Annotated in this window: 28 protein-coding genes; 9 read left to right on the plus strand and 19 right to left on the minus strand. The window is 62.4% G+C overall.

The window, feature by feature from the left end:
• Nucleotides 1-203: 203 nt before the first annotated feature.
• Genes gspD through gspG form a run of 5 tightly spaced genes read right to left on the minus strand, consistent with a single transcriptional unit; the run spans nt 204 to nt 5,361 of the window.
• Nucleotides 204-2,477 (minus strand): type II secretion system secretin GspD, encoded by a 2,274-nt coding sequence (gspD, locus tag HX793_RS00005; RefSeq protein WP_177095325.1) that lies wholly within the window; start codon nt 2,475-2,477, stop codon nt 204-206.
• Entirely contained in the window at nt 2,474-2,986 is a 513-nt protein-coding gene (locus HX793_RS00010) for a type II secretion system protein M (protein WP_177050488.1), read from the minus strand. Before HX793_RS00010 ends, gspD begins: the two co-directional genes overlap by 4 nt.
• Nucleotides 2,979-4,037 carry a type II secretion system protein GspL gene (gene gspL / locus HX793_RS00015; protein ID WP_177060883.1) on the minus strand — a complete coding sequence of 353 codons (1,059 nt, stop codon included), beginning with the start codon at nt 4,035-4,037 and terminating at the stop codon, nt 2,979-2,981. The genes HX793_RS00010 and gspL overlap by 8 nt, the downstream gene beginning before the upstream one ends.
• The gene (gene gspK / locus HX793_RS00020; RefSeq protein WP_177060881.1) at nt 4,034-4,903 is read right to left on the minus strand and encodes a type II secretion system minor pseudopilin GspK; all 870 of its coding nucleotides are present in this window, start codon (nt 4,901-4,903) and stop codon (nt 4,034-4,036) included. Before gspK ends, gspL begins: the two co-directional genes overlap by 4 nt.
• A gap of 8 nt (nt 4,904-4,911) precedes the next feature.
• Nucleotides 4,912-5,361 (minus strand): type II secretion system major pseudopilin GspG, encoded by a 450-nt coding sequence (gene gspG, locus HX793_RS00025; RefSeq protein ID WP_177095327.1) that lies wholly within the window; start codon nt 5,359-5,361, stop codon nt 4,912-4,914.
• A 148-nt stretch (nt 5,362-5,509) separates the two neighbouring features.
• On the opposite strand from gspG, the gene gspI reads away from it, so the two are divergent.
• Nucleotides 5,510-5,875: a type II secretion system minor pseudopilin GspI gene (gene gspI, locus HX793_RS00030; protein WP_177050491.1), complete on the plus strand. Its 366-nt coding sequence runs from the start codon at nt 5,510-5,512 to the stop codon at nt 5,873-5,875.
• Here gspI and HX793_RS00035 read toward each other — a convergent pair.
• Complete coding sequence (locus HX793_RS00035; RefSeq protein ID WP_177050492.1) at nt 5,862-6,293, minus strand: type II secretion system protein N; 432 nt, start codon at nt 6,291-6,293, stop codon at nt 5,862-5,864. The two genes, gspI and HX793_RS00035, sit on opposite strands and share 14 nt — an antisense overlap.
• 93 nt (nt 6,294-6,386) lie before the next feature.
• On the opposite strand from HX793_RS00035, the gene gspH reads away from it, so the two are divergent.
• On the plus strand, nt 6,387-6,839 hold the full coding sequence (gene gspH, locus HX793_RS00040) for a type II secretion system minor pseudopilin GspH (protein WP_016980114.1): 453 nt from the start codon (nt 6,387-6,389) through the stop codon (nt 6,837-6,839).
• Nucleotides 6,836-7,456, plus strand: coding sequence for a type II secretion system protein GspJ (locus HX793_RS00045; RefSeq protein WP_177095329.1), 621 nt, complete (start codon nt 6,836-6,838; stop codon nt 7,454-7,456). Before gspH ends, HX793_RS00045 begins: the two co-directional genes overlap by 4 nt.
• Here HX793_RS00045 and HX793_RS00050 read toward each other — a convergent pair.
• Genes HX793_RS00050 through HX793_RS00060 form a run of 3 tightly spaced genes read right to left on the minus strand, consistent with a single transcriptional unit; the run spans nt 7,453 to nt 9,618 of the window.
• Nucleotides 7,453-8,379 carry a FecR family protein gene (locus HX793_RS00050; RefSeq protein WP_177050498.1) on the minus strand — a complete coding sequence of 309 codons (927 nt, stop codon included), beginning with the start codon at nt 8,377-8,379 and terminating at the stop codon, nt 7,453-7,455. The genes HX793_RS00045 and HX793_RS00050 overlap by 4 nt on opposite strands.
• 37 nt (nt 8,380-8,416) lie before the next feature.
• Nucleotides 8,417-8,962: an RNA polymerase sigma factor gene (locus HX793_RS00055; RefSeq protein ID WP_016980117.1), complete on the minus strand. Its 546-nt coding sequence runs from the start codon at nt 8,960-8,962 to the stop codon at nt 8,417-8,419.
• Complete coding sequence (locus HX793_RS00060) at nt 8,959-9,618, minus strand: TonB family protein (protein WP_016980118.1); 660 nt, start codon at nt 9,616-9,618, stop codon at nt 8,959-8,961. The genes HX793_RS00055 and HX793_RS00060 overlap by 4 nt, the downstream gene beginning before the upstream one ends.
• Nucleotides 9,619-9,819: 201 nt before the next feature.
• Between HX793_RS00060 and HX793_RS00065 the strand changes: the two genes are divergently transcribed.
• Complete coding sequence (locus HX793_RS00065) at nt 9,820-10,131, plus strand: hypothetical protein (RefSeq protein ID WP_016980119.1); 312 nt, start codon at nt 9,820-9,822, stop codon at nt 10,129-10,131.
• A gap of 221 nt (nt 10,132-10,352) precedes the next feature.
• Nucleotides 10,353-10,916, plus strand: a complete 564-nt coding sequence (gene mntP / locus HX793_RS00070) for a manganese efflux pump MntP (protein ID WP_177050502.1) — start codon at nt 10,353-10,355, stop codon at nt 10,914-10,916.
• Between the two features lie 125 nt (nt 10,917-11,041).
• Here mntP and HX793_RS00075 read toward each other — a convergent pair whose 3' ends face one another.
• Nucleotides 11,042-12,112 (minus strand): NAD(P)-dependent alcohol dehydrogenase, encoded by a 1,071-nt coding sequence (locus HX793_RS00075; protein ID WP_177050504.1) that lies wholly within the window; start codon nt 12,110-12,112, stop codon nt 11,042-11,044.
• A gap of 147 nt (nt 12,113-12,259) precedes the next feature.
• On the opposite strand from HX793_RS00075, the gene HX793_RS00080 reads away from it, so the two are divergent.
• Both HX793_RS00080 and HX793_RS00085 read left to right on the plus strand, forming a co-directional pair.
• Entirely contained in the window at nt 12,260-13,078 is an 819-nt protein-coding gene (locus HX793_RS00080) for an alpha/beta fold hydrolase (RefSeq protein WP_095016658.1), read from the plus strand.
• Nucleotides 13,079-13,189: 111 nt separating this feature from the next.
• Nucleotides 13,190-14,176, plus strand: coding sequence for an NAD(P)H-quinone oxidoreductase (locus tag HX793_RS00085; protein ID WP_177050506.1), 987 nt, complete (start codon nt 13,190-13,192; stop codon nt 14,174-14,176).
• Here the strand turns inward: HX793_RS00085 and HX793_RS00090 are convergent, their stop codons facing one another.
• From HX793_RS00090 to HX793_RS00100, 3 genes are all read right to left on the minus strand, one after another.
• Entirely contained in the window at nt 14,177-15,301 is a 1,125-nt protein-coding gene (locus tag HX793_RS00090; protein ID WP_177095331.1) for an alkene reductase, read from the minus strand.
• Nucleotides 15,302-15,380: 79 nt separating this feature from the next.
• Nucleotides 15,381-16,058: a type 1 glutamine amidotransferase domain-containing protein gene (locus HX793_RS00095; protein WP_177095333.1), complete on the minus strand. Its 678-nt coding sequence runs from the start codon at nt 16,056-16,058 to the stop codon at nt 15,381-15,383.
• On the minus strand, nt 16,055-16,684 hold the full coding sequence (locus tag HX793_RS00100; RefSeq protein WP_177095334.1) for a TetR/AcrR family transcriptional regulator: 630 nt from the start codon (nt 16,682-16,684) through the stop codon (nt 16,055-16,057). The genes HX793_RS00095 and HX793_RS00100 overlap by 4 nt, the downstream gene beginning before the upstream one ends.
• A 160-nt stretch (nt 16,685-16,844) precedes the next feature.
• On the opposite strand from HX793_RS00100, the gene HX793_RS00105 reads away from it, so the two are divergent.
• Entirely contained in the window at nt 16,845-17,789 is a 945-nt protein-coding gene (locus HX793_RS00105; RefSeq protein WP_016980127.1) for a GlxA family transcriptional regulator, read from the plus strand.
• Here HX793_RS00105 and HX793_RS00110 read toward each other — a convergent pair.
• A complete protein-coding gene (locus tag HX793_RS00110; RefSeq protein WP_016980128.1) occupies nt 17,767-18,273 on the minus strand; it encodes a GNAT family N-acetyltransferase in 507 nt (168 codons plus the stop codon). The genes HX793_RS00105 and HX793_RS00110 overlap by 23 nt on opposite strands.
• A 179-nt stretch (nt 18,274-18,452) precedes the next feature.
• Between HX793_RS00110 and HX793_RS00115 the strand changes: the two genes are divergently transcribed.
• A complete protein-coding gene (locus tag HX793_RS00115; protein WP_177050520.1) occupies nt 18,453-19,322 on the plus strand; it encodes an undecaprenyl-diphosphate phosphatase in 870 nt (289 codons plus the stop codon).
• Between the two features lie 90 nt (nt 19,323-19,412).
• Here the strand turns inward: HX793_RS00115 and HX793_RS00120 are convergent, their stop codons facing one another.
• The 5 genes from HX793_RS00120 to HX793_RS00140 are packed head-to-tail and all read right to left on the minus strand — an operon-like array spanning nt 19,413 to nt 23,885.
• The gene (locus HX793_RS00120) at nt 19,413-20,369 is read right to left on the minus strand and encodes a Dyp-type peroxidase (RefSeq protein WP_177095336.1); all 957 of its coding nucleotides are present in this window, start codon (nt 20,367-20,369) and stop codon (nt 19,413-19,415) included.
• A 50-nt stretch (nt 20,370-20,419) separates the two neighbouring features.
• The gene (locus tag HX793_RS00125) at nt 20,420-21,238 is read right to left on the minus strand and encodes a sugar phosphate isomerase/epimerase family protein (protein ID WP_177095338.1); all 819 of its coding nucleotides are present in this window, start codon (nt 21,236-21,238) and stop codon (nt 20,420-20,422) included.
• Between the two features lies 1 nt (nt 21,239).
• On the minus strand, nt 21,240-22,439 hold the full coding sequence (locus HX793_RS00130; protein WP_177095340.1) for an NAD(P)/FAD-dependent oxidoreductase: 1,200 nt from the start codon (nt 22,437-22,439) through the stop codon (nt 21,240-21,242).
• A 2-nt stretch (nt 22,440-22,441) separates the two neighbouring features.
• Nucleotides 22,442-22,762, minus strand: a complete 321-nt coding sequence (locus tag HX793_RS00135; RefSeq protein WP_177050535.1) for a MocE family 2Fe-2S type ferredoxin — start codon at nt 22,760-22,762, stop codon at nt 22,442-22,444.
• A 28-nt stretch (nt 22,763-22,790) separates the two neighbouring features.
• Nucleotides 22,791-23,885, minus strand: coding sequence for a fatty acid desaturase family protein (locus HX793_RS00140; protein ID WP_177095342.1), 1,095 nt, complete (start codon nt 23,883-23,885; stop codon nt 22,791-22,793).
• Nucleotides 23,886-23,892 lie beyond the last annotated feature (7 nt).

Consider the following 23,892-nt stretch of genomic DNA (forward strand, 5'->3'; position numbering starts at 1 on the left):
GCCGGTTTAGCCGCCCCGCGCCATGGATGGCGCGTGGCGGCGGCCCCCCAAATCACTGTCGGATTACGGGCACACCGAGCCTAGGCGAGGTGCCGAGTGTTGGGGCGAAGGCCTTTTGGTTACTTTTGGGCCTTTCCAAAAGTGACCCGCTGTAAGAGCGGAACCATAGGCCGCCGTTACCGCAGCAACGGATATGTACACAGTCAAGGCCTCCCCCCAGAAACAGGAATCGCCTTCTCCACCGAAGGCAACTGCGGCGCCTGCACATCCGGCATCGCCCAACTATGCTCCGGCTGCAACCCCCCTTGCGCCCGCCGCATAAACTCATACCGATTCAACGTAATACTGCGCCCCGCCCCACTGTCCCGGATAATGTAAGGCCGCAAAAACACCATCAGATTGGTCTTGTTCACACTGCGCTTTTCATTCCTGAACAACGCCCCCAACCCCGGAATATCCGACAACCAAGGCACCGCATCATTACTCTGGCTATACCCATCCTGCAGCAACCCACCGAGCACCATGATCTGCCCGTCGTCCAGCAAAATACTGGTATCGATCGCGCGCTTGTTGGTCACCGTCCCTGCCTCCACCGAAGCACGCGTATCCACCGTACTGACCTCCTGGTAGATATCCAGCTTCACCGTACCGCCCTCGGAAATCTGCGGCCGCACATTCAGCTTCAGCCCCACCTCCTCACGCTGCACCGTCTGGAACGGGTTGTTGCTGGTACCCCCGCCGCCAGTCACATAACTGCCGGTGACAAACGGAATCGTCTGCCCCACAAAAATGCTCGCCGCTTCGTTATCCAGGGTCAGCAGGTTGGGCGTGGACAAAATGTTGGTGCCACCCTTGCTCTTCAACGCACGCGCCAACACCTTGAGATCAAGCACCTTGCCAATACCCGGAATATCCACGGTGCCATTGACCAGCCCTACATTCAGCCCCTTGGGCAAGACGTCGATGCTGGTCTTGCTGGTCGGTGTGCTATTCACGCCACTGCCGCCCAAATTGACGCCGCCAAACCCGCCCTTGCCACCCAGATTGCCGGCCTGCCACTGCACGCCAAACTCAGTGGCATCGTCTTCGCCAACCTCCACGATCAGGCTTTCGATCACCACCTGGGCGCGGCGCTGGTCGAGCATGTCGATGACTTCACGCAGGTTGCGGTACAGCGGGTCCGGCGCGGAGATCAGCAAGGTGTTGGTGGTGGCGTCGGCCTGGATGGTCACACCCCCGGCGCTGAACGCGGTGTCCTGGTCTTTGGCGGTACCACTGGCGTTGTCGGTTGAACCCGTGGATTGACCGTAACCGGATTGCACACCACTGCCGGTGGGTGTACCGCTGCTGTTTTGCGCATTGCTCGCGCCTTGGGTGTTTTTGCCATTGCCACCCATGGCGCTGAGCTTGCCACGCGCGTCATCACTGACACCGGAATCGCTCTCACCGGTCAACAACCCACGCAGCGACTGGGCCAATTTGCCCGCCTGGGCATTGCGCAGGTACACCACGTGCATGTTGCTCGGGTTGCTCTGGGCGTTGTCGAGCTTGTAGATCAGGTTGCGCGCCAGCTCAGTGCGCTCCGGGCTGCCGGAACGGATGATGATCGAGTTGGAGCGCGGGTCGCCGATCACGTTGATCTTCTGGGTCTGGTCGGCGCCCTGGGTTTCCAGCAGTTCGGAGACCATGGCGGCGATGTCCACGGCGATGCCGTTCTGCACCATCACCACGTCGGTGTCGATGGCGCTGGGCGTGTCGATGCCGTTGATGATCTGCGCTACCCGCGCCAGGTTTTCCGCGTAGTCGGTGATGACGATACTGTTGTTGCCGGGGTAGGCGTTGATCGGGTTGTTCGGCGACACGATGGGGCGCAGCACCGGGATCAGGTTTACGGCGTTCTCATATTGCAGACGGAAGGTGCGGGTCTGCATGCCGCTGCTGCCGGCGCTGTAGATCGGCCCACCGAGCAATTTGGCATCGGCTTCGGGCACCACCTGGGCCACGCCGCCGACGTCAACCACGCTGAAGCCCTGCATGCGCAGCGCCGCCAGCAGCATGTCGTAGGCCTGATGCGCCGGCACCTGGCCTTCGCTGACCAGAGTGAGGTTGCCCTTCACACGCGGGTCCACCAGGAATTGCTGGCCGGTGGCGCGGGACAGTGCGCGTACCACCGCCTGGATGTCGGCGTCGACGAAATTGAGCTGGACTGGCTGGTCACCCAACGGATTGCGTGCCTTGACCACCGCCGGGGCGTGACCACGGGCGCTGTTGGTCACCCGGTGTTGCACGGGGGCTTTGGGGGCCGGTTCGCGCAAGCGATCCTGCAAGCCCTCGCCGCTGCCACGCGTGTCGGCAAGCGGTTGGCCGAGTTCGCTGTCCACCAGCAACGGCTTGGCAGCCTCCTGGCTGCTGCACGCACTCAGGGCCAGCACCAGCAACGGCGCGACCAGACGAAACGGGGGAACTGACCACTTCATGAAGCTTCCTTAGCGCCAAGCGCCTGATCCATGCGAACGGTCCCGGACACAGTGCCGGCCGAGTTGTCGACGGTGTCGAGGCTGCGCTGCAAACGCGCCTCGGACACCTCCAGGGAAAACGAACGCGCAGTGCCCAGCAACCAGCCCACAACGGCATCGGCCGGCGCGTTGTCGAAGGTCAAGCGCCAGCCGCCGGGCTCCAGCGCCTGCAACTGGTAATGGCCTTGCAGACCTGCACCATCCAAGGTCTGGCGCAGCGTGCTTTCGTCGCCTTGCCTGGGCGCGGCGACATCCTGCAACAGCACCTGCAAGGCTGCGGCCTGGGCGCGCAGCTTGGGGGTTTCGGCCTGCCAGTAATCGATCTTCTTCAGCGCGGGCTGCACCAGCACCAGCCAGGTCAGCAGACTTGCCAGCACCAGCCCGGCACCGCCTAACAGGCGTTTTTCACGCAAGGCCAGGCCGCTCCAGAACACCTGGGCCTGGCTGCGCAGTCGCTGCACTTTATTCATCGCCGGCTCCTGGCTTTTCTGCGGCCTGGGCCGGGGCAATCGTCCAGGCATGCTCATCGCGGCTGGCGGTAAACCCGGCCTGGGCCAACGCCGCCTGCCACTCACCCTCGGCGGCCGGGTTACGACTGTCGGCGAGCAATGCCACATGCAGACGCCCCTGCTCAAAGCTCAGGTTGTCGACGCTGCCGACCATAAACGGCAGGTTGCTACCCGCCAATTGCAGCAGGCTGATGAAGCGTTGGCCGGGATCAGCAGCGGCACCGCTCTGGCGTGCGGCCAATTGCTGACGGGCTTGCTGCAAGGGGTTGAGCACCACCGGCAACTCGGGAAACGCCTGGCGCACCTGCTGGCTCATCAATGCTTTGAAGCGCTGGCCTTCCTCGACCTGGCGCGCGGCATACAGGTTGAGGCCCAGGGTCCAGATGGCGGTGGCGAGCGCGACACACGCGAGCGCCCTGCCCCATCCAACAGTCGAAGGTTGACGCAGACGGCCGTGCAAGCCCCACGTGGGTACCGCGCCACTCCAACGCTGCGCCGCTTCAACCAGTGGTATATCCAGCGTCTGCAAGCCGAGCGGGTGCACGGCACCTTGTTGCAGGCTGTCACGTGTCAACAGATAGCCGTGATCCAACGCCGCAGCGCCCACCGGCAAGGCAAAGGGTGCCGGGTACAGGCCGCGCAGCTTGAATGGCAACTGGGCAATCCGCTCCAGCCCGGCCTTGGGTACCCAAGCGACTTGCACACGCCCATCACTTTCGCGCGGGCCGTGGACCACCTGCATCTGCTCCACCGGGCCGAGGATAAGCGCCTGCGCCGCACAGGCCACCGCCGCAGCCGTTTTCGCAGCAGGCAATGGTGGCAACTCCAGGCTGGTGAGCAGGCTGTCGCGCGGGTGCAGGAAACACTCCACAGCCTGGCGGGACTTGGCCAGTTGCGCCAGGCTCGAATAACCCTCTTCAACCACCACGCCACGTTCCAGCCAGGCAAACGTGACCTGGCTTTCGGCGGTCAATTGATCCAGCGGCGGCAAGCCAATGCGCAGGCGTTTCATACGCCCACCCGCGACCAGATCACGCGTGGCTGACGGTCTTCGGGACGATGCAGCAAAGCATCAAGCGTCACCCGCCGCTGCTCCCGCCGGGCCTGGCCCTGCACGCGGAACCATTCACTGGTAATGCCCACGTGCACCGAGTCCACGGCCACTTGGGGCAAACGCAGGCGGTTGACGAAATCCCCTCGGTTGATGAACCACTGCCCGCTGTCGCGCTCGGCCACCAACCCATGGGCCTGGGACAGACTGAGCTGCGGCACCACCGCGCTGAGCACTTCGGCACTGGCGGTGTTGCCGTTGACCCAGGTCTGGCCGGGCAACACGCTGATATAGGCGTGCATGCGCTGCAGCACGACGGGGTCGAGCCCTTCGATGCCGCTCAGGTCATCCAGACTGCGCAGCATCGGGTATTTGGCGGGCGGTTCATAAGAAGCAATCACCCGCTGGCTGATGCGCCGGCTCACCGCCGGATCGACACCGATCAGTCGGCACAGCCGTTCGAAGCTCTGCAATTGATCAGCATCCACCTGCTGGCGATTGACCAGATTGCGCAAGTTGAACTTGCCTTGCTCGTCCTCGATCCGCCCCTCAAAGACGCCGCGTTGAACGCGGGCCCAGGGTTGATCGAGGCGCGTCAGCACGTCCTTCTGACGTGCATCCCAGAGCATCTGTCGGCTGCGCTCAAGACCACCCTGCAACAGCCATTGGCCCTGGATGCGCAATTGCTCGGCTTCCAGACCACGGGTGAACACGGTCTGGCGCGTGAGCATGGCGCCGGCCAATACCGCGACCACCGCGGCGATCAGCAAGGCGCTGATAATCGCCATGCCGCGCTGCTTCGCCGCTGGGGGCGAATACCGTTTCATGCTGGGCCTTACAGCTGCCAGGAGCCGATATCGGCATTCACACCCTCGCCATCCGGCTGGCCGTCGGCACCGAGGGAGAACACATCCACTTCACCGTTGGCGCCTGGGTTGAGGTAGTGATAAGGGTTGCCCCATGGGTCGTTGGGCAACCGTTCCAGATAGGCGCGCCAGTTGCTGTTCTTCGCGTCCGCCGGGCGCTCCACCAGCACTTTCAATCCCTGGTTCATGCTGGGGTAGGAACCGTTGTCGAGGCGATAGAGTTTCAGCGCCTGCATCAACCCACCAATGTCCTGCTTGGCCGCTGTGGCCCGTGCCTGGTCCGGCCGGTCCAGCACCTTGGGCACCACCATGGCGGCCAGGATCCCGAGGATGACCACCACCACCATGATCTCGATCAAGGTGAAGCCACGCTGCCCGCGAGGGCCTGGCAATGGGGACGTTAGGCGCGCGATATCCATCTCGACATTCCTTGGCTTGAGTGCAATTCGAGCCGCAGTGTTGCAAGAACACATGTCAGTCGTATTGAAAATCCTCGGGAGTTTCGGTCGCCAATCGGTCAACTGCCGGCGCTAGTCTGCGGACCTGTTTCCCGGCTTTGAGAGCGCCATGTACGGCCGTCGCAAGGAGCAAGGTTTTACCCTGATCGAGGTGCTGGTGGCCCTGGCGATCATCGCCGTGGCCATGGCCGCCGCCGTGCGCGTGGCCGGGTTGATGACCCAGAGCAACGGCTTGCTGCGGGACAAATCCATTGCGTTGCTGGCAGCGCAGAGCCGCCTCGCGGAACTGCGCCTGGAGGGCCACTTGCGCAGCGGCAAGAAGACCTTCGAGTGTGATCAAGGCCGCCTGAAATTGCGTTGCGAGCAGACCATCAGTGCCGATGGCCGCCTGTTTCAGGTCAACCTGCAGGTGCTCGACGCCAGCCGCGAAGCGCCCCCCCTGGCGCGCCTGGACACTCAGGTCATGGCCGAGTGAGCAGCGGCAGCGCAGGCCCTTCCGGCAACTTGTCGAGGTTGACGCGCAGCTTCTCGCCACCGCGCTCGATCTCGACTCCATCGCCTTCGATGGCCGTCAATCGCACGCCGGGGCTGAGCCGTTCGCCCAATAGAAAGCTGCGCGGCGGGCCGTCGTTGAGACTGAGGATCGCCACCGCACCACGGGCGCCCGCCAGCACCCCCGTAACCTTCACCTGCAGCGCCGTCGGCGCATTGGAAAACCATTGCAGCGCCGGGTTATCGCTGCGCGCCGCGAGTGCCTGGGGCGTGGCTTGGGGCGTGTGGGATTCTGCCGTGGTCAGCAGCAGCGGCGTCCATACCGCCACGCCCGCCAGCGCAGCCAGTACACCCAGCGCCTGCACGCCGTGGGCCAGGGTGAAACGAGGGGCAAATGCCATGGGGAGGACCTCCTGTTTGTCCGTCGCTCCAGCCTACAGATCAATTCGCACGCTTTTATTTCACAGACTCCCCAGTTCTCCAGGAAGCCCGCGATGAAACAGCAAGGTTTCACCCTGATCGAGCTGATGGTGGTGCTGGTGATCATCGGCATCGCCAGCGCCGCCATCAGCCTCACGATCAAACCCGACCCGCTGCACCTGCTGCGCAAGGATGCCGAGCGCCTGAGCCAGTTGCTGCAAATCGCCCAGGCCGAAGCCCACGCCGACGGCCGCCCTATCACTTGGCGTGCGGATGCCAAGGGCTTTCGCTTCAACCGCCGTAGCGATGACGGGACGAGCGTGGAGTCCTTCCAGGGCGACACCCAACTGCGGCCGCGCCTCTGGGAAAGCACGCCCATGCAGATCAACATCGAACCCCGGCAAACCCTGGTGCTCAATGCCGAATGGATCAACCCACCGCTGCGGGTGGTGCTGTCCGACGGGCAACACAGCCTCAGCCTGCAACGCGACGCCGCCGGCTTGATGCGCGTAGTGAGTCAACCATGAACACCTCCCAGCAAGGCTTCACCCTGATCGAAGTGATGGTGGCGATCATGCTCATGGCGGTGGTCAGCCTGATTGCCTGGCGCGGGCTGGACAGCGTGACGCGCGCTGATCAGCATTTGCAGGCGAGCAGTGAGCAGACGGAGGTGCTGCTGCGGGCGCTGAACCAGATGCAGCGCGACATCAGCTTGCGCGCCAGTGTTGAGCTGGTCGCCACCTATGTGGCGCAAGACGAGGCGCCCAAAACCGAAGGGCTGGCCGCCGTGACCGTACGCAGCTCCGACAGCAAGGGCTTCAGGCTGGACGTGATCCGCAGCGCCCCGATGGCCGGGGATGGGCTGCAACGCGTGCGCTGGTGGCTCAAGGGCGACTCGTTGTACCGCGCCGCCGCCCCGACGCGGGACCGATACCCGCTGCCGGCGGCCAAGGATGGGGTGGTGGTGTTAACCGGTGTGAGTGACTTGCAGGTGCGAGTGTGGGACGCAGACAAGGGATGGCGACAATTGAGCGGAAATCGTCGGGAGGATCCGCTGGGACTGGAAATCAGTTTGGTACGGCAGACGCCTCAGGGCGTGGAAAAATATCGGCAGGTGGTGGGGCCGTTGGGGTCGATGAATTAACTCAACAACACCACCCCACCCGGCAACTCCGTGCACTTCGCCCCGTATGCATCGCGAATCAACAATGCCACGCCCGCCAGCTGCTGCAGACTGAAACGTGCCTGCACCCGGCGCTGTCCCAGTTGCTTGTTAAGCAGCACAAGCATCCCAGGCCGATACCGGTTGATCTCATCCACCACCGTCGCCAATGTGGCGTTGTTGAACACCAGCACCTGTTCACGCCAGGCCACGACGGCCTGGGTGTCGACTGTCGTCACATCACTGAAACCGGCAGTGCTGTAGGTCAATTGCCGGCCACTGCCCAGGCTCATGCTGTTGCCGGCAGCGTCCACCGACAGCGACCCTTCGATACAGGTGACACACACGGTGTGATCGGTATGGCGCACATTGAACCGCGCCTGCGCCGCGCTCACCCAACCCTCGCCGGCCTGGACCTTGAGCGGTTGGGCAACGTGGGCGATCACTTCGACTTCGCCTTCAAGTAATTCAATGCCCTGCCCCACCCGGCTGATGCGGGTCTGGGTGTTGAGCTCCAAGCTGATCCCCTCGCTTAACAGCACCTGGCGCTGCTCACCGACTTCAGTGTGATAGTCCGCGGTAAGCCCGGCAAAGCCACCCGGCACACCGACGCGCACCATCACCACCGCGGCCGAAGCGGCAATCGCGCCGCCCAGGAACGCCCGTCGACCAAAGCTGCGCGGTTGCGCCACCTGGTCGAGGGCCGGTGTGAGGTTTTGCCACAGCACCTTGGCCTGCTCGAATGCCTGGGCATGTTCAGGGCTTTGCGCGCACCAGGCCTTGAGCGCCTTGGCATCGGCCACGGTGGCGCGGCCCGAGGTCAGCAGGAGCAGCCAGTCGCGGGCTTCATCGTGCAGGGGGCTGGCGGCGGATGACCGGGCGTTGGGGAAGCTGAAAATATTCAAGCGCGCACGTACTCACGGATTTATCAGGGACTCGACACTAAGACGGTTTTCCGGCCCCGGGACCGAACCGCTGAATCACTTTTCTTTCGAGGCGCTTGGCACAGTGGCCCAGGGCGGCCTTGATTTCCTTCTCGACCATGCGCGTGGAGATGCCGAAACGCTGGGAAATCTCCAGGTGCGGCGCCTCTTCCAAGCGGGCGGCGATGAGGATTTTACGGCGGCGTGCCGGCAGTTCGTAAAGCGCCTTGACCAGCGACTGGATTTCTTTCTGGCCGCCCACCACCCGCGACGGGTCCTGGGCTTCGTCGGCGCTTTGCAGCAGTTCTTCCACTTCGCTGCCGGTGAGCAGGCGCGCATCGGCCTGGCGGCGGTCGGCGGCGATGTTCAAGGCCATGCGGTAGAGGTAGGCGTTGGGTTGTTGCAGGTTGGGCGGCACGTCCATGCGGTCGACCCGCAGGTAGGTTTCGTGCAGCACGTCGTTGGCCAGGTCTTCCGAGCCCAGGCGCTTGCGCAAACGCACCTTGAAGTCTTCGTAGGAGGCCAGGAACAAGCTGACCATCGTACTGTGCCCGGTATTTTTCATCCGCCCCAGGTTCCTTTCGCTGCTGTGCATTCCATGCGTGTTCCTGCTGTGTCAGGCATCAGAAGTAAAGTCACCGGTTGGCGCAGTGAACTCGGCGCCGGGCGTTGGACCCGGGCTGCACTCAGGCTGCGTACCAGTGCTTCATCGCGTTGTTCATCGCCGGTGGAGCTGACCAGCCGACTGTGTTCAATCACCCCGTTTGGGTTGACCCAAACCTGCACCAATGCCCGAAAACTGCCGGGCCGGGTCAGCGGCGAGCGGCACAGGCTGGTCTCGATGGCTTGCTGCAATGCCGTCGCGTAGCTGTTGTTGATCCGCGCGGCGCTGCGTGCCGCCGCCCCCTTTGTGGGCGGTAGCTGGCTGACTTGCGGGGTCTGCAAGGTAAACGCATCGCTGCGTGCATAACGTGCCATCAGGCCACTCCCTGTCAGCAACATCGCCAGTGCTTCTTGCGCCGTAAAGCGCCCGCGTACCCCGATGGAGCGCCGGCCCCGCGTCAACTCGCGGTCCACCAGCACCGCCATCCCGGTGGCGCGGCTGTAGGCTTGCAGTGCATGTTCCAGGTCTTGCGCCGGCAGGTTCAACGATAGCAGCAGTGACTCTGCCTGCGCCGTACGACCGCCGGCCAGCAGCAACAGCAAGACCAGGGCGCACATGACGCGCCTCCAGCCCCCCTGTTCACCCCCTGCTCTGCATCGCTGCACGGCCGACGCGCCCTAGAAAACCGTCATCCTGAGGCCAGTTTATGAACCTGATGTTACGGTGATAGCAAAAAAAACATCACGGTGACGAGAAGCCCGCTGCACTACACTTTCAACCCTTACCGGCCCACTCCTCAGGGCCTGCCAGGAGGCCCGATGAAGCTGTTACCGACCCTCGCCAGCCTGTTGCTGTGCGCTGCCATGCCCGTGCTCGCCCACGCCGAAAGCGCTGCCGGCACGTGCGCCGAAGTCAGCGTGGATGGCTACAAGGCACCCGACTACGGCTGCCTCAGCCAGCAGATGGGCAACGATACGAATGCGACCAAGGCGGCGAAGAAAAACCGCGAAGCCCAGAACATCCCCGTGGAAAAACGGCCGCCGAACGCGGTGGGTTTATCCACCCCGGCGGCGACCAGCGTGCGCATGGGCAATACCTTTGGCACGTCGGTGAAGCCACAGCGGCCTTGAAGGCTTTGACAGAATTTTCATATCCGCCCACCTAAAATCGCCCTCCTCGTTGGGGAGTAACCGGCTTCTGACCCTGTTGGAAGCGTTCGTATCAACATATTCGGCAACCTGCCGTGGTGCGAACACCGTCTTTTCGGTTGGTGAGACCAGCGACACCCCATGCCTGAAGTCGGGCGCGTGGCGGTGTCGTTGTGTCCCATAGCCCGACTGGAAGCCTTACCGTGAACCCCATTTCCCTGATCCTCCTGGCCTTGGCCATGTCTACCGACGCTTTTGCGGCGGCCATCGGCAAAGGCTCCAGCCTGCACAAACCGCGCCTTACCGAAGCCCTGCGCGCAGGCCTGATCTTTGGTGTGATCGAAGCCATCACGCCGATGATCGGCTGGGCTATCGGCCACGCTGCCACCCGCTGGGTGGAAAACTGGGACCACTGGATCGCCTTCACCCTGCTGGTCGGGCTGGGGTTGCACATGATCTGGAACGGGTTGAAGGCCGATGACGAAGAGGCCGGCAAGCCGACCCAGCATTCCTTCATGATCCTTGCCGTGACGGCTTTTGCTACCAGCATCGATGCACTGGCAGTGGGTGTGGGCCTGGCGTTTGTCGATGTAAATATCCTGGTCGCGGCGGCGGCCATTGGCCTGGCGACCATGACCATGGTGACCCTCGGCATGATGCTTGGCCGGGTGCTGGGCACGGTGGTGGGCAAGCGTGCTGAAATGGTTGGGGGCGTGGTGTTGATGCTGGTGGGTGCGACGATTCTGTACGAACACCTTTCGGCCTGAACCCTGCCCCACCTGTAGGAGCGAGCTTGCTCGCGAAAAACTCAAGGGCACCGCGTTTATCCTGGATAGCCGCGTTACCGTTGACGTTCTTCGCGAGCAAGCTCGCTCCTACGGACAAGCAAACGTCACGCAGCGGCGTGGCTTTCCTTTTTCAGGCTATCCATATCGATCACAAACCGGTACTTCACATCGCCCTTGAGCATCCGCTCATACGCCTCGTTAATGCCCTGGATATCGATCATTTCGATGTCCGAGACAATCCCGTGCCTGGCACAGAAATCCAGCATGTCCTGGGTTTCCTGGATGCCGCCAATCAGCGAGCCGGCCAGGCTGCGGCGCTTGAAGATCAGGTTGAACACCGTCGGCGACGGGTGCGGGCTGTCGGGCGCGCCGACCAGGGTCATGGTGCCGTCACGCTTGAGCAGGTTGAGGAACGCATCGAGGTTGTGCGGTGCAGCAACGGTGTTGAGGATGAAGTCCAGGCTGTTGGCGACCTTGGCCATCTCGTCAGCATTCTTGGATACCACCACTTGATCGGCGCCCAGGCGCAAACCGTCTTCACGCTTGTTGGGTGAGGTGGTGAACAGCGTTACATGGGCGCCCATGGCATGGGCGATCTTCACCGCCATGTGGCCCAGGCCGCCCAGGCCCACCACGCCGACCTTCTTGCCGGGGCCGACCTTCCAGTGATGCAACGGCGAATAGGTGGTAATGCCCGCGCACAGCAACGGCGCCACGGCGGCCAGGTTGGACGCGTCGTGGGAAATGCGCAGCACGAACTTCTCCTTGACCACGATGCTGTCGGAATAGCCGCCGAAGGTGTTCTCACCGCCGAATACCGGGCCGTTGTAGGTGCCGGTAAAGCCGTTCTCGCAATATTGCTCTTCGCCTTCGGCGCAGGACGCGCAGTGCTGGCAACTGTCGACCATGCAGCCGACGCCGGCCAGGTCACCGACCTTGAACGTCTTGACGTTGCCCCCCACTGCCGTCACGCGACCGACAATTTCATGGCCGGGCACGGAAGGATAAAGGGTGTTGTTCCATTCGTTGCGCACGGTGTGCAAGTCGGAGTGACAGACCCCGCAATAGAGAATGTCGATCTGCACATCATCCGCCCCCGGCGCGCGACGCTCGAAGGTGTAAGGCTTGAGGGAGTCCTTGGCGTTCTGGGCGGCGTAGCTGTAAGTCTTGGCCATTTCGTTCACCTGTGTGATCTGACGTTGGAAGTCAATCGACCAGCATAGACGTTCAACCGTTCAACCGAGCACAGGCGTACAAGCCCTTCGTCCGGTTTAGCGCAATAGTGAGCTAGCATTCTCTTCCCACCCTCCCAGGAGTTTTCCATGAGCACATTCGTTGCCAAAGACGGCACCCAGATCTATTTCAAGGACTGGGGCAGCGGTAAGCCCGTGTTATTCAGCCATGGCTGGCCGCTGGATGCCGATATGTGGGAATACCAGATGGAATACCTGAGCAGCCGCGGCTTTCGGACCATCGCATTCGACCGCCGTGGTTTTGGCCGGTCGGACCAGCCGTGGACCGGCAACGACTACGACACCTTCGCCGACGATATCGCCCAGTTGATCGAGCACCTGGACCTCAAGGACGTGACCCTGGTGGGCTTCTCCATGGGTGGCGGCGACGTGGCGCGCTACATCGCACGCCATGGCAGCGCGCGCGTGGCCGGCCTGGTATTGCTCGGCGCGGTGACACCGATTTTCGGCCAGCAAGCCGATTACCCGCAGGGTGTACCCCTCGACGTGTTCGCCGGTTTCAAGGCAGAGTTGCTGAAGGACCGCGCGCAATTCATCAGCGATTTCAACACGCCATTCTATGGCCTCAACAAGGGTCAGGTTGTCTCCGCAGGCGTACAGACCCAGACGTTGCAGATCGCCTTGCAGGCGTCCCTCAAGGCGACTGTGGACTGCGTCACCGCGTTCTCCGAAACCGACTTCCGCCCGGACATGGCCAAGATCGACGTACCGACCCTGGTGATCCATGGCGATGGCGACCAGATCGTGCCGTTCGAGACCACCGGTAAAGTCGCGGCCGAGCTGATCAAAGGTGCCGAGTTGAAGGTGTACAAGGACGCGCCGCACGGGTTTGCCGCCACCCATACCCAGCAGTTGAACGAAGACTTGCTGGCATTTCTGAACCGCTGAAACGTCCTCCCCCTACTGGCGCGTATGCGCTGGTAGGGCGGGGTTCCGATTGAATCAACAGCCAGGTAAGGTGGTCCCACTTCATACGCTCACCGCAACAGGACCCGCAAAATGCCCCTGCCTACCGACATGACCCTGATTGAAATCACCACCCCTGGCGGCCCCGAGGTGCTCAAGCCGCGCCAGGTGCCATTGCCCTCCCCGGCAGCCGGTGAAATCCTGATCCACGTGCACGCCGCCGGCGTCAACCGCCCGGATGCCTTGCAGCGCGCCGGCAAGTACCCGATGAAACCCGGCATGAGCCCAATCCCCGGCCTGGAAGTGGCCGGTGAAGTGGTGGCCCTGGGCGATGGCGTGACCGAGTACGCCGTCGGTGACAAAGTTTGCGCCCTCACCAATGGCGGTGGTTACGCCCAATACTGCGCAGTGCCCGCCAGCCAGGCGTTGCCGGTTCCCGAAGGCATGGACTGGATTCAAGCGGCGGCCATCCCGGAAACCTTCTTTACCGTGTGGGCCAACCTGTTCGGCATCGGCGGCGCCCACAAGGGCCAGCGGGTGCTGATCCATGGCGGCACCAGTGGTATCGGCACCACCGCGCTGATGCTGTGCCGCGAGTTCGGCATCCAGGCGTTTGCCACCGCCGGCAGCGAAGAAAAATGTGCGGCCATTCGTGCCCTGGGCGCAGAAGCAATCAACTATCGAGAGCAGGATTTCGCCCAGGTGATCGGTGATCAAGGCGTGAATGTGATCCTCGACATCATGGGAGCCTCCTACCTCAACAACAACCTCAAGGCGCTGGCGATGGACGGTCGCCTGGTGATGCTGGGGTTCCTCGGCGGTGCCAAGGCCAATGAGGTGGACTTGCTGACCATCCTCGGCAAACGCGCAATCGTCACCGGTTCGCTGCTGCGCGCACGGACCAAGGATGAAAAAGCCGCAATCGCCGACCAACTGCGTGAGCACGTATGGCCAGTGCTGTCAGCCGGGCGCTGCCTGCCGATGATCGACCAGGTGTTCGATTACACCCAAGCCGATCAGGCGCATGCGCGCATGGAAGGTGGGGATCATATTGGCAAGATTGTGTTGCGGGTTGCCTGATTACTCGGCGTAAACCGGGTAATCGATATAGCCCTCTGCACCACCACCGTACATCCCTTCCACCCGCAGCGGATTCAACGGCCACCCGTTGAACAGCCGCTGCGGCAGATCCGGGTTGGCAATGAACGGCCGCCCGAACGCGATCAAATCCGCCAGCCCCGCCTCTACCCACCGCGCACCGCGTTCAGCGGTGTAGCGGCCGGCGTAGATGATCCGTCCGCTGAACGTCTCGCGCACGGCACGGCGAAACGATTCAGGCAGGTCGGGTGCGTTGTCCCAGTCAGCTTCGGCGATGGAGACGTAGGCGATGCCCGATGCTTCCAGCACGTTGATGGCTTCGATGTAAGTGTGGTGCGGATCGTCTTCCACCAGGCCGATGTACACACGGTCTTGATCGGTGCCGCTGAACAACGGCGAGAAGCGCACGCCCAGGCGTTCCGGCCCGACCACCGCGCTCACCGCCTCAACAATTTCACGCAGAAAGCGCAGGCGATTTTCCAACGAACCACCGTACTCATCGTCACGTTGATTGGCATGGACCGAGATGAACTGGTTTACCAGGTAGCCATTGGCCGAATGGATTTCCACCCCATCAAACCCCGCATCCAGCGCATTGCGTGCCGCCTGGGCATAATGCCCAACCAAGTCCTTAACCTCTTGCGTAGTCAACGCACGTGGCACCGGCGGTTGTTTCAACTCACCCTCGCCCGGCGCGGTTTCGATAAAGGCCTTGGCTTGCAGAGCCTGGAGGGCCGACGGTGCAACCGGCGCCGCCCCTTCAGGCTGCAAAGCGTTATGGGACACCCGACCCACATGCCACAACTGGGCAAAGATCACCCCGCACTCGGCATGCACCGCGTCGGTGACCTTGCGCCAGCCATCGATCTGCGCGGGGGTGTATATGCCCGGTGTCCAGGCATAGCCTTGGCCACGCGGCTCGATTTGCGTGCCTTCGCTGACCATGAAACCGGCACTGGCCCGCTGGCAGTAATACTCGGCCATCAAGTCGGTGGCGATATCACCCGGTTGGGCGCTGCGCTGGCGCGTCAACGGCGGCAAGACAATACGGTTGTTCAGCGTATGGTGACCCAGTTTTACTGGGGTACTTAAAACATTGTCAGTCATTTAAGGATTTCCAAATTCTGGACGCGCTAAAGCATTGGCGACTTATAAAAGTCGCCAATGAACCAAGCGGTCTAATTAATTAAGCGGTGAGTTTCAGCAGGGCTTTAGCGACATCACTGGAACTGCCAGGATTTTGCCCAGTAACCAACAAGCCATCGGTAATGACAAAGGACTGCCAGTCAGCGCCTTTCTCATAAAGGCCGCCCAGCTTCTTGAATTCATCTTCCACCAGAAACGGCACCACATCGGTCAGCTCCACCGCCGCCTCTTCCGAGTTGGAGAACCCAGTGACGCGACGCCCCTTGACCAACGGTTCACCATTCACCGCCTTGACGTGACGCAGCGCGCCCGGTGCGTGGCAAACAAAGCCGATGGGCTTGCCAGCACGCTCGAATGACTCGATCAGCGCGATCGACACCGGCGATTCGGCCAGGTCCCACAGCGGGCCGTGGCCGCCTGGGTAGAACACAGTGTCGAAATCGTCGGCGTTGACCGAGTCCAGTTTCAGCGTGGTCGCCAGGGCCTGCTGCGCTGCCGGGTCGGCGGCGAAACGGTGGGTCTGCTCGGTCTGGAAGTCCGGCTGATCGCTGACCGGGTCCAATGGCGGCTGGCCGCCGGCCGGTGAAGCCAGGACGATCTCGGCGCCGGCGTCCTTGAACGCGTAATAGGGTGCGGCAAACTCTTCGAGCCAGAAGCCGGTCTTGCGCCCGGTATCGCCAAGCTGGTCGTGAGAGGTCAGTACCATTAATACTTTCATTTTCCAGTGCCTCGATAGGTGTGAATGTCAGTTTCTTCCGGCTGACCCAACAACTGCCGGGTCAACCCCAAGGCCTCATCAAAAGGCGCCGTAGTACGGGTGATCTTGCTCATGACGCTGATGCCCAACCACAACGCATACAGGCGCTGGGCCAGGCTGTCCGGGTGTTGCGTAATCACTACCGAGCCGTCTTCGACGCCCTGCTGCAAGGCCTTGGCGAGCAACCCGATGGTGCGTGTGGTGCCGCGTTGCAGGGCCAGGCGCATCGGCTCTGAAAGGTCAGACACCTCCGCACCGAGTTTGACGGCAAGGCATTTTCCCGCGTCGGTGCAGCCGGTCTGGTTGTCGATCCAGCATTGCCAATAAGCCATCAACTTGGCGTGCTGGGTTAAACCCGGCAGGTCGAACAGTTGCTGCATGCCGTGCACATAGTTGTCGAAGTAGTGGTCGAGCAATACAACGCCGAACGCATCTTTTGAGGTGAAGTAGTGATAAAAAGAACCTTTGGGTACTTCGGCGGTTTGCAGTATTTCGTTCAGGCCCACCGCAGAAAAACCTTTGCGGCCAACAATCAATTGCGCCGTGTCAAGAATGCTCTGGCGTACTGTTTTAGTTTCGCTGCTCATCGGATTAGACCAGTCGTCTAGTGCGTTGAGGGAATGTTAGGAGCCTGGGCAAACTCGCACAATGTCAGATCCGCAAGGATTTCGGACATCCGCCAAAGTCGGTTGCCGTTTTCCCGGCAGCCGCCGACAATCCCTGCTCCCACCCTCCCGGAGACATGCGATGCACAGCGTTGCGCTGATGGTTTACCCGAACTTCCAGTCCCTGAGCCTCAGCCTGGGTTCGGTGTTCGAGTGCGCGAACCTGCTGCGTGGCGAACCGGCTTATGAGTTTCACCTGGTGTCGGAGAGCGGCGGCGCGGTGATGACATCCCAGGGCTTCTCAGTGAACACCACGCCGATCCGGCCGGAGGGCTACGACACGCTGATCGTCAGCGGTTACCTGGAGTTCCGCCTGCCGGAGGCCAACCTGCTGGAACTGGTCAAGGCCGCCTCCGCCCAGTCGCGGCGCGTCGCCTCGTTGTGCATGGGCATCTTCGTGCTGGCCGAAGCAGGCTTGCTGGAAGGCAAGCGCACCACCACCCACTGGATTCACGCGCCGGCCTTTCGCAAGCGCTATCCGCACATTCATTTGGAAGAAGACAAGCTGTTCGTGGTGGACGGCCAGGTGTGGACCGGCGCCGGCATGAGTGCCGGGGTGGACCTGGCACTGGCGATGGTGGAAAACGACCTGGGCAGCGACCTCGCCCGGCGCATTGCGCGCAAACTGGTGATCGCCCAACGCCGGGGCAGTGAACAGTCGCAGTTGTCGGCGTTGTTGGAGCTGGACCCCAAGTCGGACCGCGTGCAACTGGCCCTGGCCTATGCCCGCGAGAACCTGACCCACGACTTGTCGGTAGACGCCCTGGCCGATGTTGCCCGCCTCAGCCCGCGCCAGTTCAGTCGGGTATTCCGGGAAGAGACCGGGCAAACGCCGGCCAAGGCCATCGAGTCGCTGCGGGTAGAGGCGGCACGAGCGATGATGGAAACCAGTCGCCACCCGGTCGAGGTGGTCGCCCGCGAAACCGGGTTTGGTGATCGCGAGCGCATGCGCCAAGCGTTCTTAAGGGCGTTCGGGCAGCCGCCGCAGGTGATGCAGCAGGCGTTTAATGCAGCGCCGCCCGCGTAATCAGGTAACTCACCAGCTGCGGGTCATCCTCCAGCTCAATCGTCTGTACCGGACGCGGCAGGTTATCCAGCACCGTGCGCCAGAACGCTTGAGACACTTCATCCTGATCATAGAAGCGCACCAGCCAATCAGCCTCGCCACTGCACAACACCTGGCTGGCGATGGCGCGGCCGATGCCTTTGCGGCGGTAACGCTTGAGGACGAACAAGTCGGCCAGCTCCAGGGCATCGATGCCCGGCAGTTCGCTGCCTTCGATCAACAGGAAGCCCGCGATATAGCCGTCCACCAACAGCAGGTTGGCGCTCCATTGCGGGTCCTGCCAGTAACGGACCAGGTGCTCGTCATGAATGTAGAAACGGCCATCGGCCTCCACATCTTCCTGTTCCCAGTCAGAGGATTCATAGGCGTAGTACTGGTAAAGATTGCGGATCAGCTCGGCGTGCTCCGGGCCGGTCTGGATCAATTCGACGGTGACTTCGGGCATGAGATTCTCGGTGAAAAAACACAGGGCGCCATTGTTCACAAAACCGGTGGGCAGGCCAAGAGAGCGGCCAACCTTTCTACTTGCTGAACCGATTGCAAATAGGTATTGCCTCTACCAAAACCTTGAAACATTTCGAATAAACTCCGCGAAATTGCCGCTCTCTTTCAAGGACACGTATTTTGACAAACGCCTGTACCGCCGGCCTGGACGTGGGTTTTGCCTCCCTGGACTACCTGCAGATCTTCATCCTGGGCGTGATCCAGGGCATTACCGAGCTGCTGCCGGTGTCATCCACCGCCCATATGCGCGTAGTCCCCGCCCTGCTCGGCTGGCAGGACCCCGGCTCGGCATTCTCGGCGGCCATGCAGTTGGCGGCGCTGGCTGCAGTGGTCAGTTACTTCTGGCGGGATGTGCGCCAAGTGACCACCGGCAGCATCGGTGCGGTGCGCCGGGGTGACTACAACGATCGCTGGTTCAAGCTGGCGGTGGCGATTGTGCTGGCGACCCTCCCCATCGGCATCGCCGGCCTGGCGCTGTCTTCGACCCTGAACGCCTGCAACTCGCCGTTGCGCGGGTTGATGGTGATCGGCATTTCCTGCGTGGTCATGGCCGTGCTGCTGGCGGTGGCCGAAGTGCGCGCACGCCACACCCGCGAGGTGAGCGAGATGCGCCTGCGGGATGCGTTGATCGTGGGCGTTGCGCAGATTGGTGCGCTGATTCCAGGGGTTTCGCGTTCCGGTTCTACGTTGACCGCCGCGCTGTTCCTCAACTTCAAGCGTGAGGAAGCCGCACGGTTCTCCTTCCTGCTCGGCTTGCCCGCCATCGCCCTCGCCGGTTTGAAGGAACTGTGGGTGCTGCTGCACGCCGACATGCCCGCCCATGCCTGGCCGCATTTGCTGTTCGGCCTGGTGGTCGCGAGCCTCTCGGCGTTTTTTGCGATCTGGGGCCTGATGAAGTTCCTGGAGCGGTTTTCCACCTGGCCGTTCGTGATCTATCGCGCGTTGCTGGGGGTGTTCCTGATCGTAGCCGTCAGCACCGGCTTACTGTAGGAGCGAGCTTGCTCGCGAAGAACGCACAGGCGCCGCAGCAAACCCGCAAGCCCGCGTTATCGTTGACGACCTTCGCGAGCAAGCTCGCTCCTACAGTTTGCGCTCGGCCAGTTCTTCCAACAGATCGGCCGAAGGCACGAAAAACAGGCCGCCGGTGACCGCCGTGCTGAAATCCAGCAGGCGGTCATAGTTGCCGACCGGACGGCCGACGAACATGTTTTCCAGCATCAATTCCAGAGGCTCCGGCGAACGTGCATAGCCGATAAAGTAGGTGCCGAACTCACCGGCACCGGGGCGGCCGAAAGGCATGTTGTCGCGCAGGATCTTCACTTCATCGCCGTTCTTGTCGGTGATGACTGTCAGCGCACTGTGGGAATTGCTCGGTTTGGCCTCTTCGTCCAATTCGATATCCGACAGCTTGGTCCGCCCGATCACCTTCTCCTGGGCCTCCACCGTCAGGCCGTTCCAGGCCGTCATGTTGTGCAGGTACTTCTGCACCAGCACGTAGCTGCCGCCGCGAAATTCGCTGTCCTCATCACCGACAATGGTGAACCCTTCGGCCTTGCGCCCCACCGGGTTCTCGGTGCCGTCGACAAAACCGATGATGCTGCGCATGTCGAAATAGCGGAAACCCTGGACCTCATCCACCACCTTGACGCTGTCGCCCAGGGCCGCCATCACATGGGTGGCCAGTTCGAAACACAGGTCCATCTGTTCGGCGCGGATATGCAGCAGGATATCCCCCGGTGTCGACACGGCTTTGCGCCCTTCTACGCCGAATTCACGAAACGGATGCAGCGCCGCCGGGCGCGGTGCGCCGAACAGCCGGTCCCACGCGTGCGAGCCAAACCCGCAGACGCAGGTCAGATTGCCCGCCGGCACGCGCTTGCCCACCGAACGCACCAAGCCGGCGATGTCCGCGCACCAGCCACGCACCGTGTCTTCACTGCCGGGGGCGACCGTGGCAACCATGAAAATCGCGCTGCTGGTGATGGGATGGCAGACGGACTGCGGCTCAAGGGGCGGCTGAACGGAGGATGGCGTCATGGTGAAAGTCCAGGCTAAAGGGCGAGATTGAACCCGCGCAGATTAGCAGATCATGCCTGACAGCTCTCCCACACGTCGCGAATCAGCGCCTGCATCTTCAGCGCTTCGGCCCAGCGATCACTGATTTCGCGGCCGTCCGCGTCGGTAATCGCATAGGGCGGCGGGCCCAGTTCACAGGTGAAAGACAGGCTCTGCGGCGTGTCGGGCCGGGCCAGCCAGTCTTCGATCCCGTAGCGCCACCACTGGGTAAAACGCTGTACCCAGGCTTGGTGTTGGGGGAAATCCAGGGAGACTTGCACCTGCTCGCTGCTGGCGACACGGCCGTGGAACCCCCAGCTGTGGCGCAAAATCGTGCGGATGTGGTCGTCGTCTTCAGGCGCGCCAGGTTCGGGCAGTTCACGCCCGACCACGTAGTGGGACAGGTCGGCCAGCAGCTTTAAATCCGGCATTTGCGCCAGCAGGTCAAGCGTGAACAGCAGGTCGTTGGTGAGGCGATAACGGTGGGTTTCCAGCAACACCGGAAAATCCACCTGCTCGGCCAGGCGTTGCCAGCCTTCGACCAACCGGGCCGCCTCGGCTTGGGTGCGCGGGCGTACGTCGGCTTGCAGGGTGAGGTGGTGGCAGCCATAGCGGCTGATCGCGTCCAGTGCGGCGGCCAGGTCATCCACCGATTGCGGAAACAACTGGCCCTCGATCTGCAAGCCTCTTGAGCTAGCCGCCGCGTGCAAACGCGCGACGTCTGCAGGCTGCCAGTAATGATCGGTAATGCCGTCAAAACCGGCGGCTTGGATGCGGTCGAGTTGGGCGTCAAGGGCGCCAGGTTCGGTCTGCATCGCCCACAGGGATTGGAACACCAGGAATTGGCGCATATCAGCCTCGCAGCAAGAGTTTGAGGGACAGCTCGGGGTTGGCCAGGCTGGCGGTATCGAGCGCAATCCGCGCGCTGATCAGGCGCTCGCAGAGCTTGATGTCCTTGGCCACACTGTTGCCCCGCGCCCAACCACAGGCGCCTTGCAAGTGCTGATCGCCATCGAGGTAGAACAGCAACAGGCCACCGCTCGGTAATGGGCGGTTGACCACTGTCGGTGTGATTACGCCCACGGTCTGCAAGCCCCAGTCGTACTGATCGGACCAGAAACCGGGCAGCGCCTCGAACGGCACTTCACGCCCCAGCAGGTTCAGCGCGGCATGCCGGCCCTGGGCTTCGGCATTGCGCCAGGTTTCCTGGCGCTGATAGAGACCGTCAAGGCGAAACTCACACACATCTCCGGCGGCATAGATGTTCGGCGCGCTGGTGCGCAGGCACGCATCGACACGAATGCCCTGCCCCACCTCCAGTCCTGCTGCCGCCGCCAGTTCGATGTTGGGTTGCATACCGATGCCGACCACGACGAGGTCGCAGGGCAAGCGTTGCCCGTCCACCAACAGCACGGCATCGGCCTGGATTGACTCCAGTGCCACATTCAAACGCACCTCCACACCGTGCTCGCGATGCAGATCCAGCAGCGCCTGGGAGATAACCGCTGGCAGTACACGCCCCGCCAAGCGTGGCCCGGCTTCCAGCACCGTCACTTCACAGCCCAGGCCACGTGCGGTCGCTGCCACTTCCAGGCCGATAAAACCACCGCCCACCACCACCAGCCGCGTGCCGGGTCGTAAAGCGCTGCGCAACGCAAGCGCCTCATCGTGAGTGCGCAGGTAAAGCACATTGGCCTGCGCCTGGGGCAAACGCCGCGCCCGGCCGCCGGTGGCCAACAGCAGACCGGCGTAAGGCAACCAGTGGCCGTCGGCAAGTTGCAGGCGATGTTGTTGCGGCTCTAGCTGAGTCACCGGGTTACCCGCAATGTGCTCGATGCCCAACTCAGCCAGTCGCGCACTGTTGCACAAGCTGTAGCCGGCCAGCTCCGCCGTGCCTTGCAACAGGCCTTTGGACAACGGCGGCCGCTCATAGGGCAAGTGCGCTTCATCGCCTATCAGAATCAAGCGCCCGGTATAACCTTCTTCGCGCAAGGTCAGCGCCGCCCGGCCACCGGCATGACCGGCCCCGACGATAATCAACGGAGCGTTCATCATCAGGCCGTGACCGCGAGCAACACCCGCCCCGCTTCGACCCGCACCGGGTAGGTCTTGAGGTTGACGCACACCGGCGCGCCGAGGGCCTTGCCCGTACGATAATCGAAGCGCCCGTTGTGCTTGGGGCATTCGATCACGTGGTCCATCACCAGGCCGTCGGCCAGGTGGATTTTCTCGTGGGTGCACAGGCCGGCGGTGGCGAAGAATTCATTCTCGGCCGAGCGGTACAGCGCGTAGGTGTGCGGGCCGTGGTCGAAGCGCAGCACGTCTTCTTCGTCAATGTCGCCCACGGCGCAGACGTCGATCCATTGATCGTTCATGGTGTTTTCTCTTGTTCTAGGGGGGAATTCAGCCAGCAGCCATTTCTGCATGCACCGGGGCATGGGCGGCCGGTTCGGCTTTAGTGTGGATCGGACGCTGGATGAAGTAGGTCGGATCGCTGCGCTGCCTCCAGATCGTCGGCAGGATTTCCTTGTACGCCTCGAACAGGTTGGCGTACGGCGGCGGGCAGTCGCTGCGGATCTCTTCGTGCAGTTGCGCAAGGGCGTGGTACGGCACCATCGGGTACATGTGGTGTTCGAGGTGGTAGTTCATGTCCATGTAGATAAAGCGCAGCACGCGGTTCATGTAGATGGTGCGGCAGTTGCTGCGGTGGTCCAGCACGTCTTCGGCCAGGCCGACGTGCTGGGTTAGGCCGAAGATATAGCCGAGCCAGGCACCGTAGAGGCTCGGCAGACCAATCAGCATCAGCGGCAGCCAGCTGTGCAGGTACAACGCGGTGCCAATCACCACCGCATAAATACCGACCCAGATCCGTGCCGCGCGAAACACCTTGGGCCATTCGGATTCGGGGATGAAGTCGGCTTCCTGGGCGCTCATCTTGCCAATGGCATGCCGCGCCACACCGCTGAAGGTTTTCCAGGCCAGGGGCAGGTTGAACAGGCTCAAGAACATCATCAAAAAGCTTGGCGGACGCGGCTCGACGATCTCCGGGTCGCGGCCGACCACGATGGTGTCGGTGTGGTGACGGGCATGGCTCCAGCGCCACACGTGGGGTTCGAAGATGCACATGAAGCTGGCGACCTGATACAGCCCGTCGTTCATCCACCGCGTCTTGAACGCCGTGCCATGGCCGGTTTCGTGCCAACGTGGGTTGGACGCAGTGCCGTACAGCACGCCGTAGACGAGGAAGAACGGCACACAGGCCCAGGTGCCCCAGAACCAGTAGCCGCCGAAACCGGTGGCCAACAGCGCGATCAGCCAGATGGCGGTGTCGAGCAAGGCCGGGCCGTCGCGGCGCTGCATCAGTTCTTTCATGCGTTTGCGCGAGATGGGCGACTGGTACCAACTGGCCGAGACCAGGCCCTTTTCAGCCGCGCGTGCGGCTTCGGGGCCGGTGAGGCTGTAATCGCGCCGGGCGGTGTGAGCGGTGTGTTCAGGCATTGTTATT

This window comes from Pseudomonas reactans (assembly GCF_013387025.1).
GTDB lineage: Bacteria > Pseudomonadota > Gammaproteobacteria > Pseudomonadales > Pseudomonadaceae > Aquipseudomonas > Aquipseudomonas reactans.

What these genes read in the sequence shown, in the direction of transcription:
- HX793_RS00140 (WP_177095342.1), bottom strand. Translation starts at nt 23,885, where the DNA reads ATGCCTGAACACACCGCTCACACCGCCCGGCGCGATTACAGCCTCACC.
- HX793_RS00010 (WP_177050488.1), bottom strand. Translation starts at nt 2,986, where the DNA reads ATGAATAAAGTGCAGCGACTGCGCAGCCAGGCCCAGGTGTTCTGGAGC.
- HX793_RS00055 (WP_016980117.1), bottom strand. Translation starts at nt 8,962, where the DNA reads ATGAAAAATACCGGGCACAGTACGATGGTCAGCTTGTTCCTGGCCTCC.
- gspI (WP_177050491.1), top strand. Translation starts at nt 5,510, where the DNA reads ATGTACGGCCGTCGCAAGGAGCAAGGTTTTACCCTGATCGAGGTGCTG.
- gspG (WP_177095327.1), bottom strand. Translation starts at nt 5,361, where the DNA reads ATGGATATCGCGCGCCTAACGTCCCCATTGCCAGGCCCTCGCGGGCAG.
- gspH (WP_016980114.1), top strand. Translation starts at nt 6,387, where the DNA reads ATGAAACAGCAAGGTTTCACCCTGATCGAGCTGATGGTGGTGCTGGTG.
- HX793_RS00100 (WP_177095334.1), bottom strand. Translation starts at nt 16,684, where the DNA reads ATGAGCAGCGAAACTAAAACAGTACGCCAGAGCATTCTTGACACGGCG.
- HX793_RS00080 (WP_095016658.1), top strand. Translation starts at nt 12,260, where the DNA reads ATGAGCACATTCGTTGCCAAAGACGGCACCCAGATCTATTTCAAGGAC.
- HX793_RS00120 (WP_177095336.1), bottom strand. Translation starts at nt 20,369, where the DNA reads ATGACGCCATCCTCCGTTCAGCCGCCCCTTGAGCCGCAGTCCGTCTGC.
- HX793_RS00090 (WP_177095331.1), bottom strand. Translation starts at nt 15,301, where the DNA reads ATGACTGACAATGTTTTAAGTACCCCAGTAAAACTGGGTCACCATACG.
- HX793_RS00125 (WP_177095338.1), bottom strand. Translation starts at nt 21,238, where the DNA reads ATGCGCCAATTCCTGGTGTTCCAATCCCTGTGGGCGATGCAGACCGAA.
- HX793_RS00065 (WP_016980119.1), top strand. Translation starts at nt 9,820, where the DNA reads ATGAAGCTGTTACCGACCCTCGCCAGCCTGTTGCTGTGCGCTGCCATG.
- HX793_RS00075 (WP_177050504.1), bottom strand. Translation starts at nt 12,112, where the DNA reads ATGGCCAAGACTTACAGCTACGCCGCCCAGAACGCCAAGGACTCCCTC.
- HX793_RS00095 (WP_177095333.1), bottom strand. Translation starts at nt 16,058, where the DNA reads ATGAAAGTATTAATGGTACTGACCTCTCACGACCAGCTTGGCGATACC.
- HX793_RS00035 (WP_177050492.1), bottom strand. Translation starts at nt 6,293, where the DNA reads ATGGCATTTGCCCCTCGTTTCACCCTGGCCCACGGCGTGCAGGCGCTG.
- HX793_RS00105 (WP_016980127.1), top strand. Translation starts at nt 16,845, where the DNA reads ATGCACAGCGTTGCGCTGATGGTTTACCCGAACTTCCAGTCCCTGAGC.
- HX793_RS00045 (WP_177095329.1), top strand. Translation starts at nt 6,836, where the DNA reads ATGAACACCTCCCAGCAAGGCTTCACCCTGATCGAAGTGATGGTGGCG.
- gspD (WP_177095325.1), bottom strand. Translation starts at nt 2,477, where the DNA reads ATGAAGTGGTCAGTTCCCCCGTTTCGTCTGGTCGCGCCGTTGCTGGTG.
- HX793_RS00060 (WP_016980118.1), bottom strand. Translation starts at nt 9,618, where the DNA reads ATGTGCGCCCTGGTCTTGCTGTTGCTGCTGGCCGGCGGTCGTACGGCG.
- gspL (WP_177060883.1), bottom strand. Translation starts at nt 4,037, where the DNA reads ATGAAACGCCTGCGCATTGGCTTGCCGCCGCTGGATCAATTGACCGCC.
- gspK (WP_177060881.1), bottom strand. Translation starts at nt 4,903, where the DNA reads ATGAAACGGTATTCGCCCCCAGCGGCGAAGCAGCGCGGCATGGCGATT.
- HX793_RS00135 (WP_177050535.1), bottom strand. Translation starts at nt 22,762, where the DNA reads ATGAACGATCAATGGATCGACGTCTGCGCCGTGGGCGACATTGACGAA.
- HX793_RS00110 (WP_016980128.1), bottom strand. Translation starts at nt 18,273, where the DNA reads ATGCCCGAAGTCACCGTCGAATTGATCCAGACCGGCCCGGAGCACGCC.
- HX793_RS00085 (WP_177050506.1), top strand. Translation starts at nt 13,190, where the DNA reads ATGCCCCTGCCTACCGACATGACCCTGATTGAAATCACCACCCCTGGC.
- HX793_RS00130 (WP_177095340.1), bottom strand. Translation starts at nt 22,439, where the DNA reads ATGAACGCTCCGTTGATTATCGTCGGGGCCGGTCATGCCGGTGGCCGG.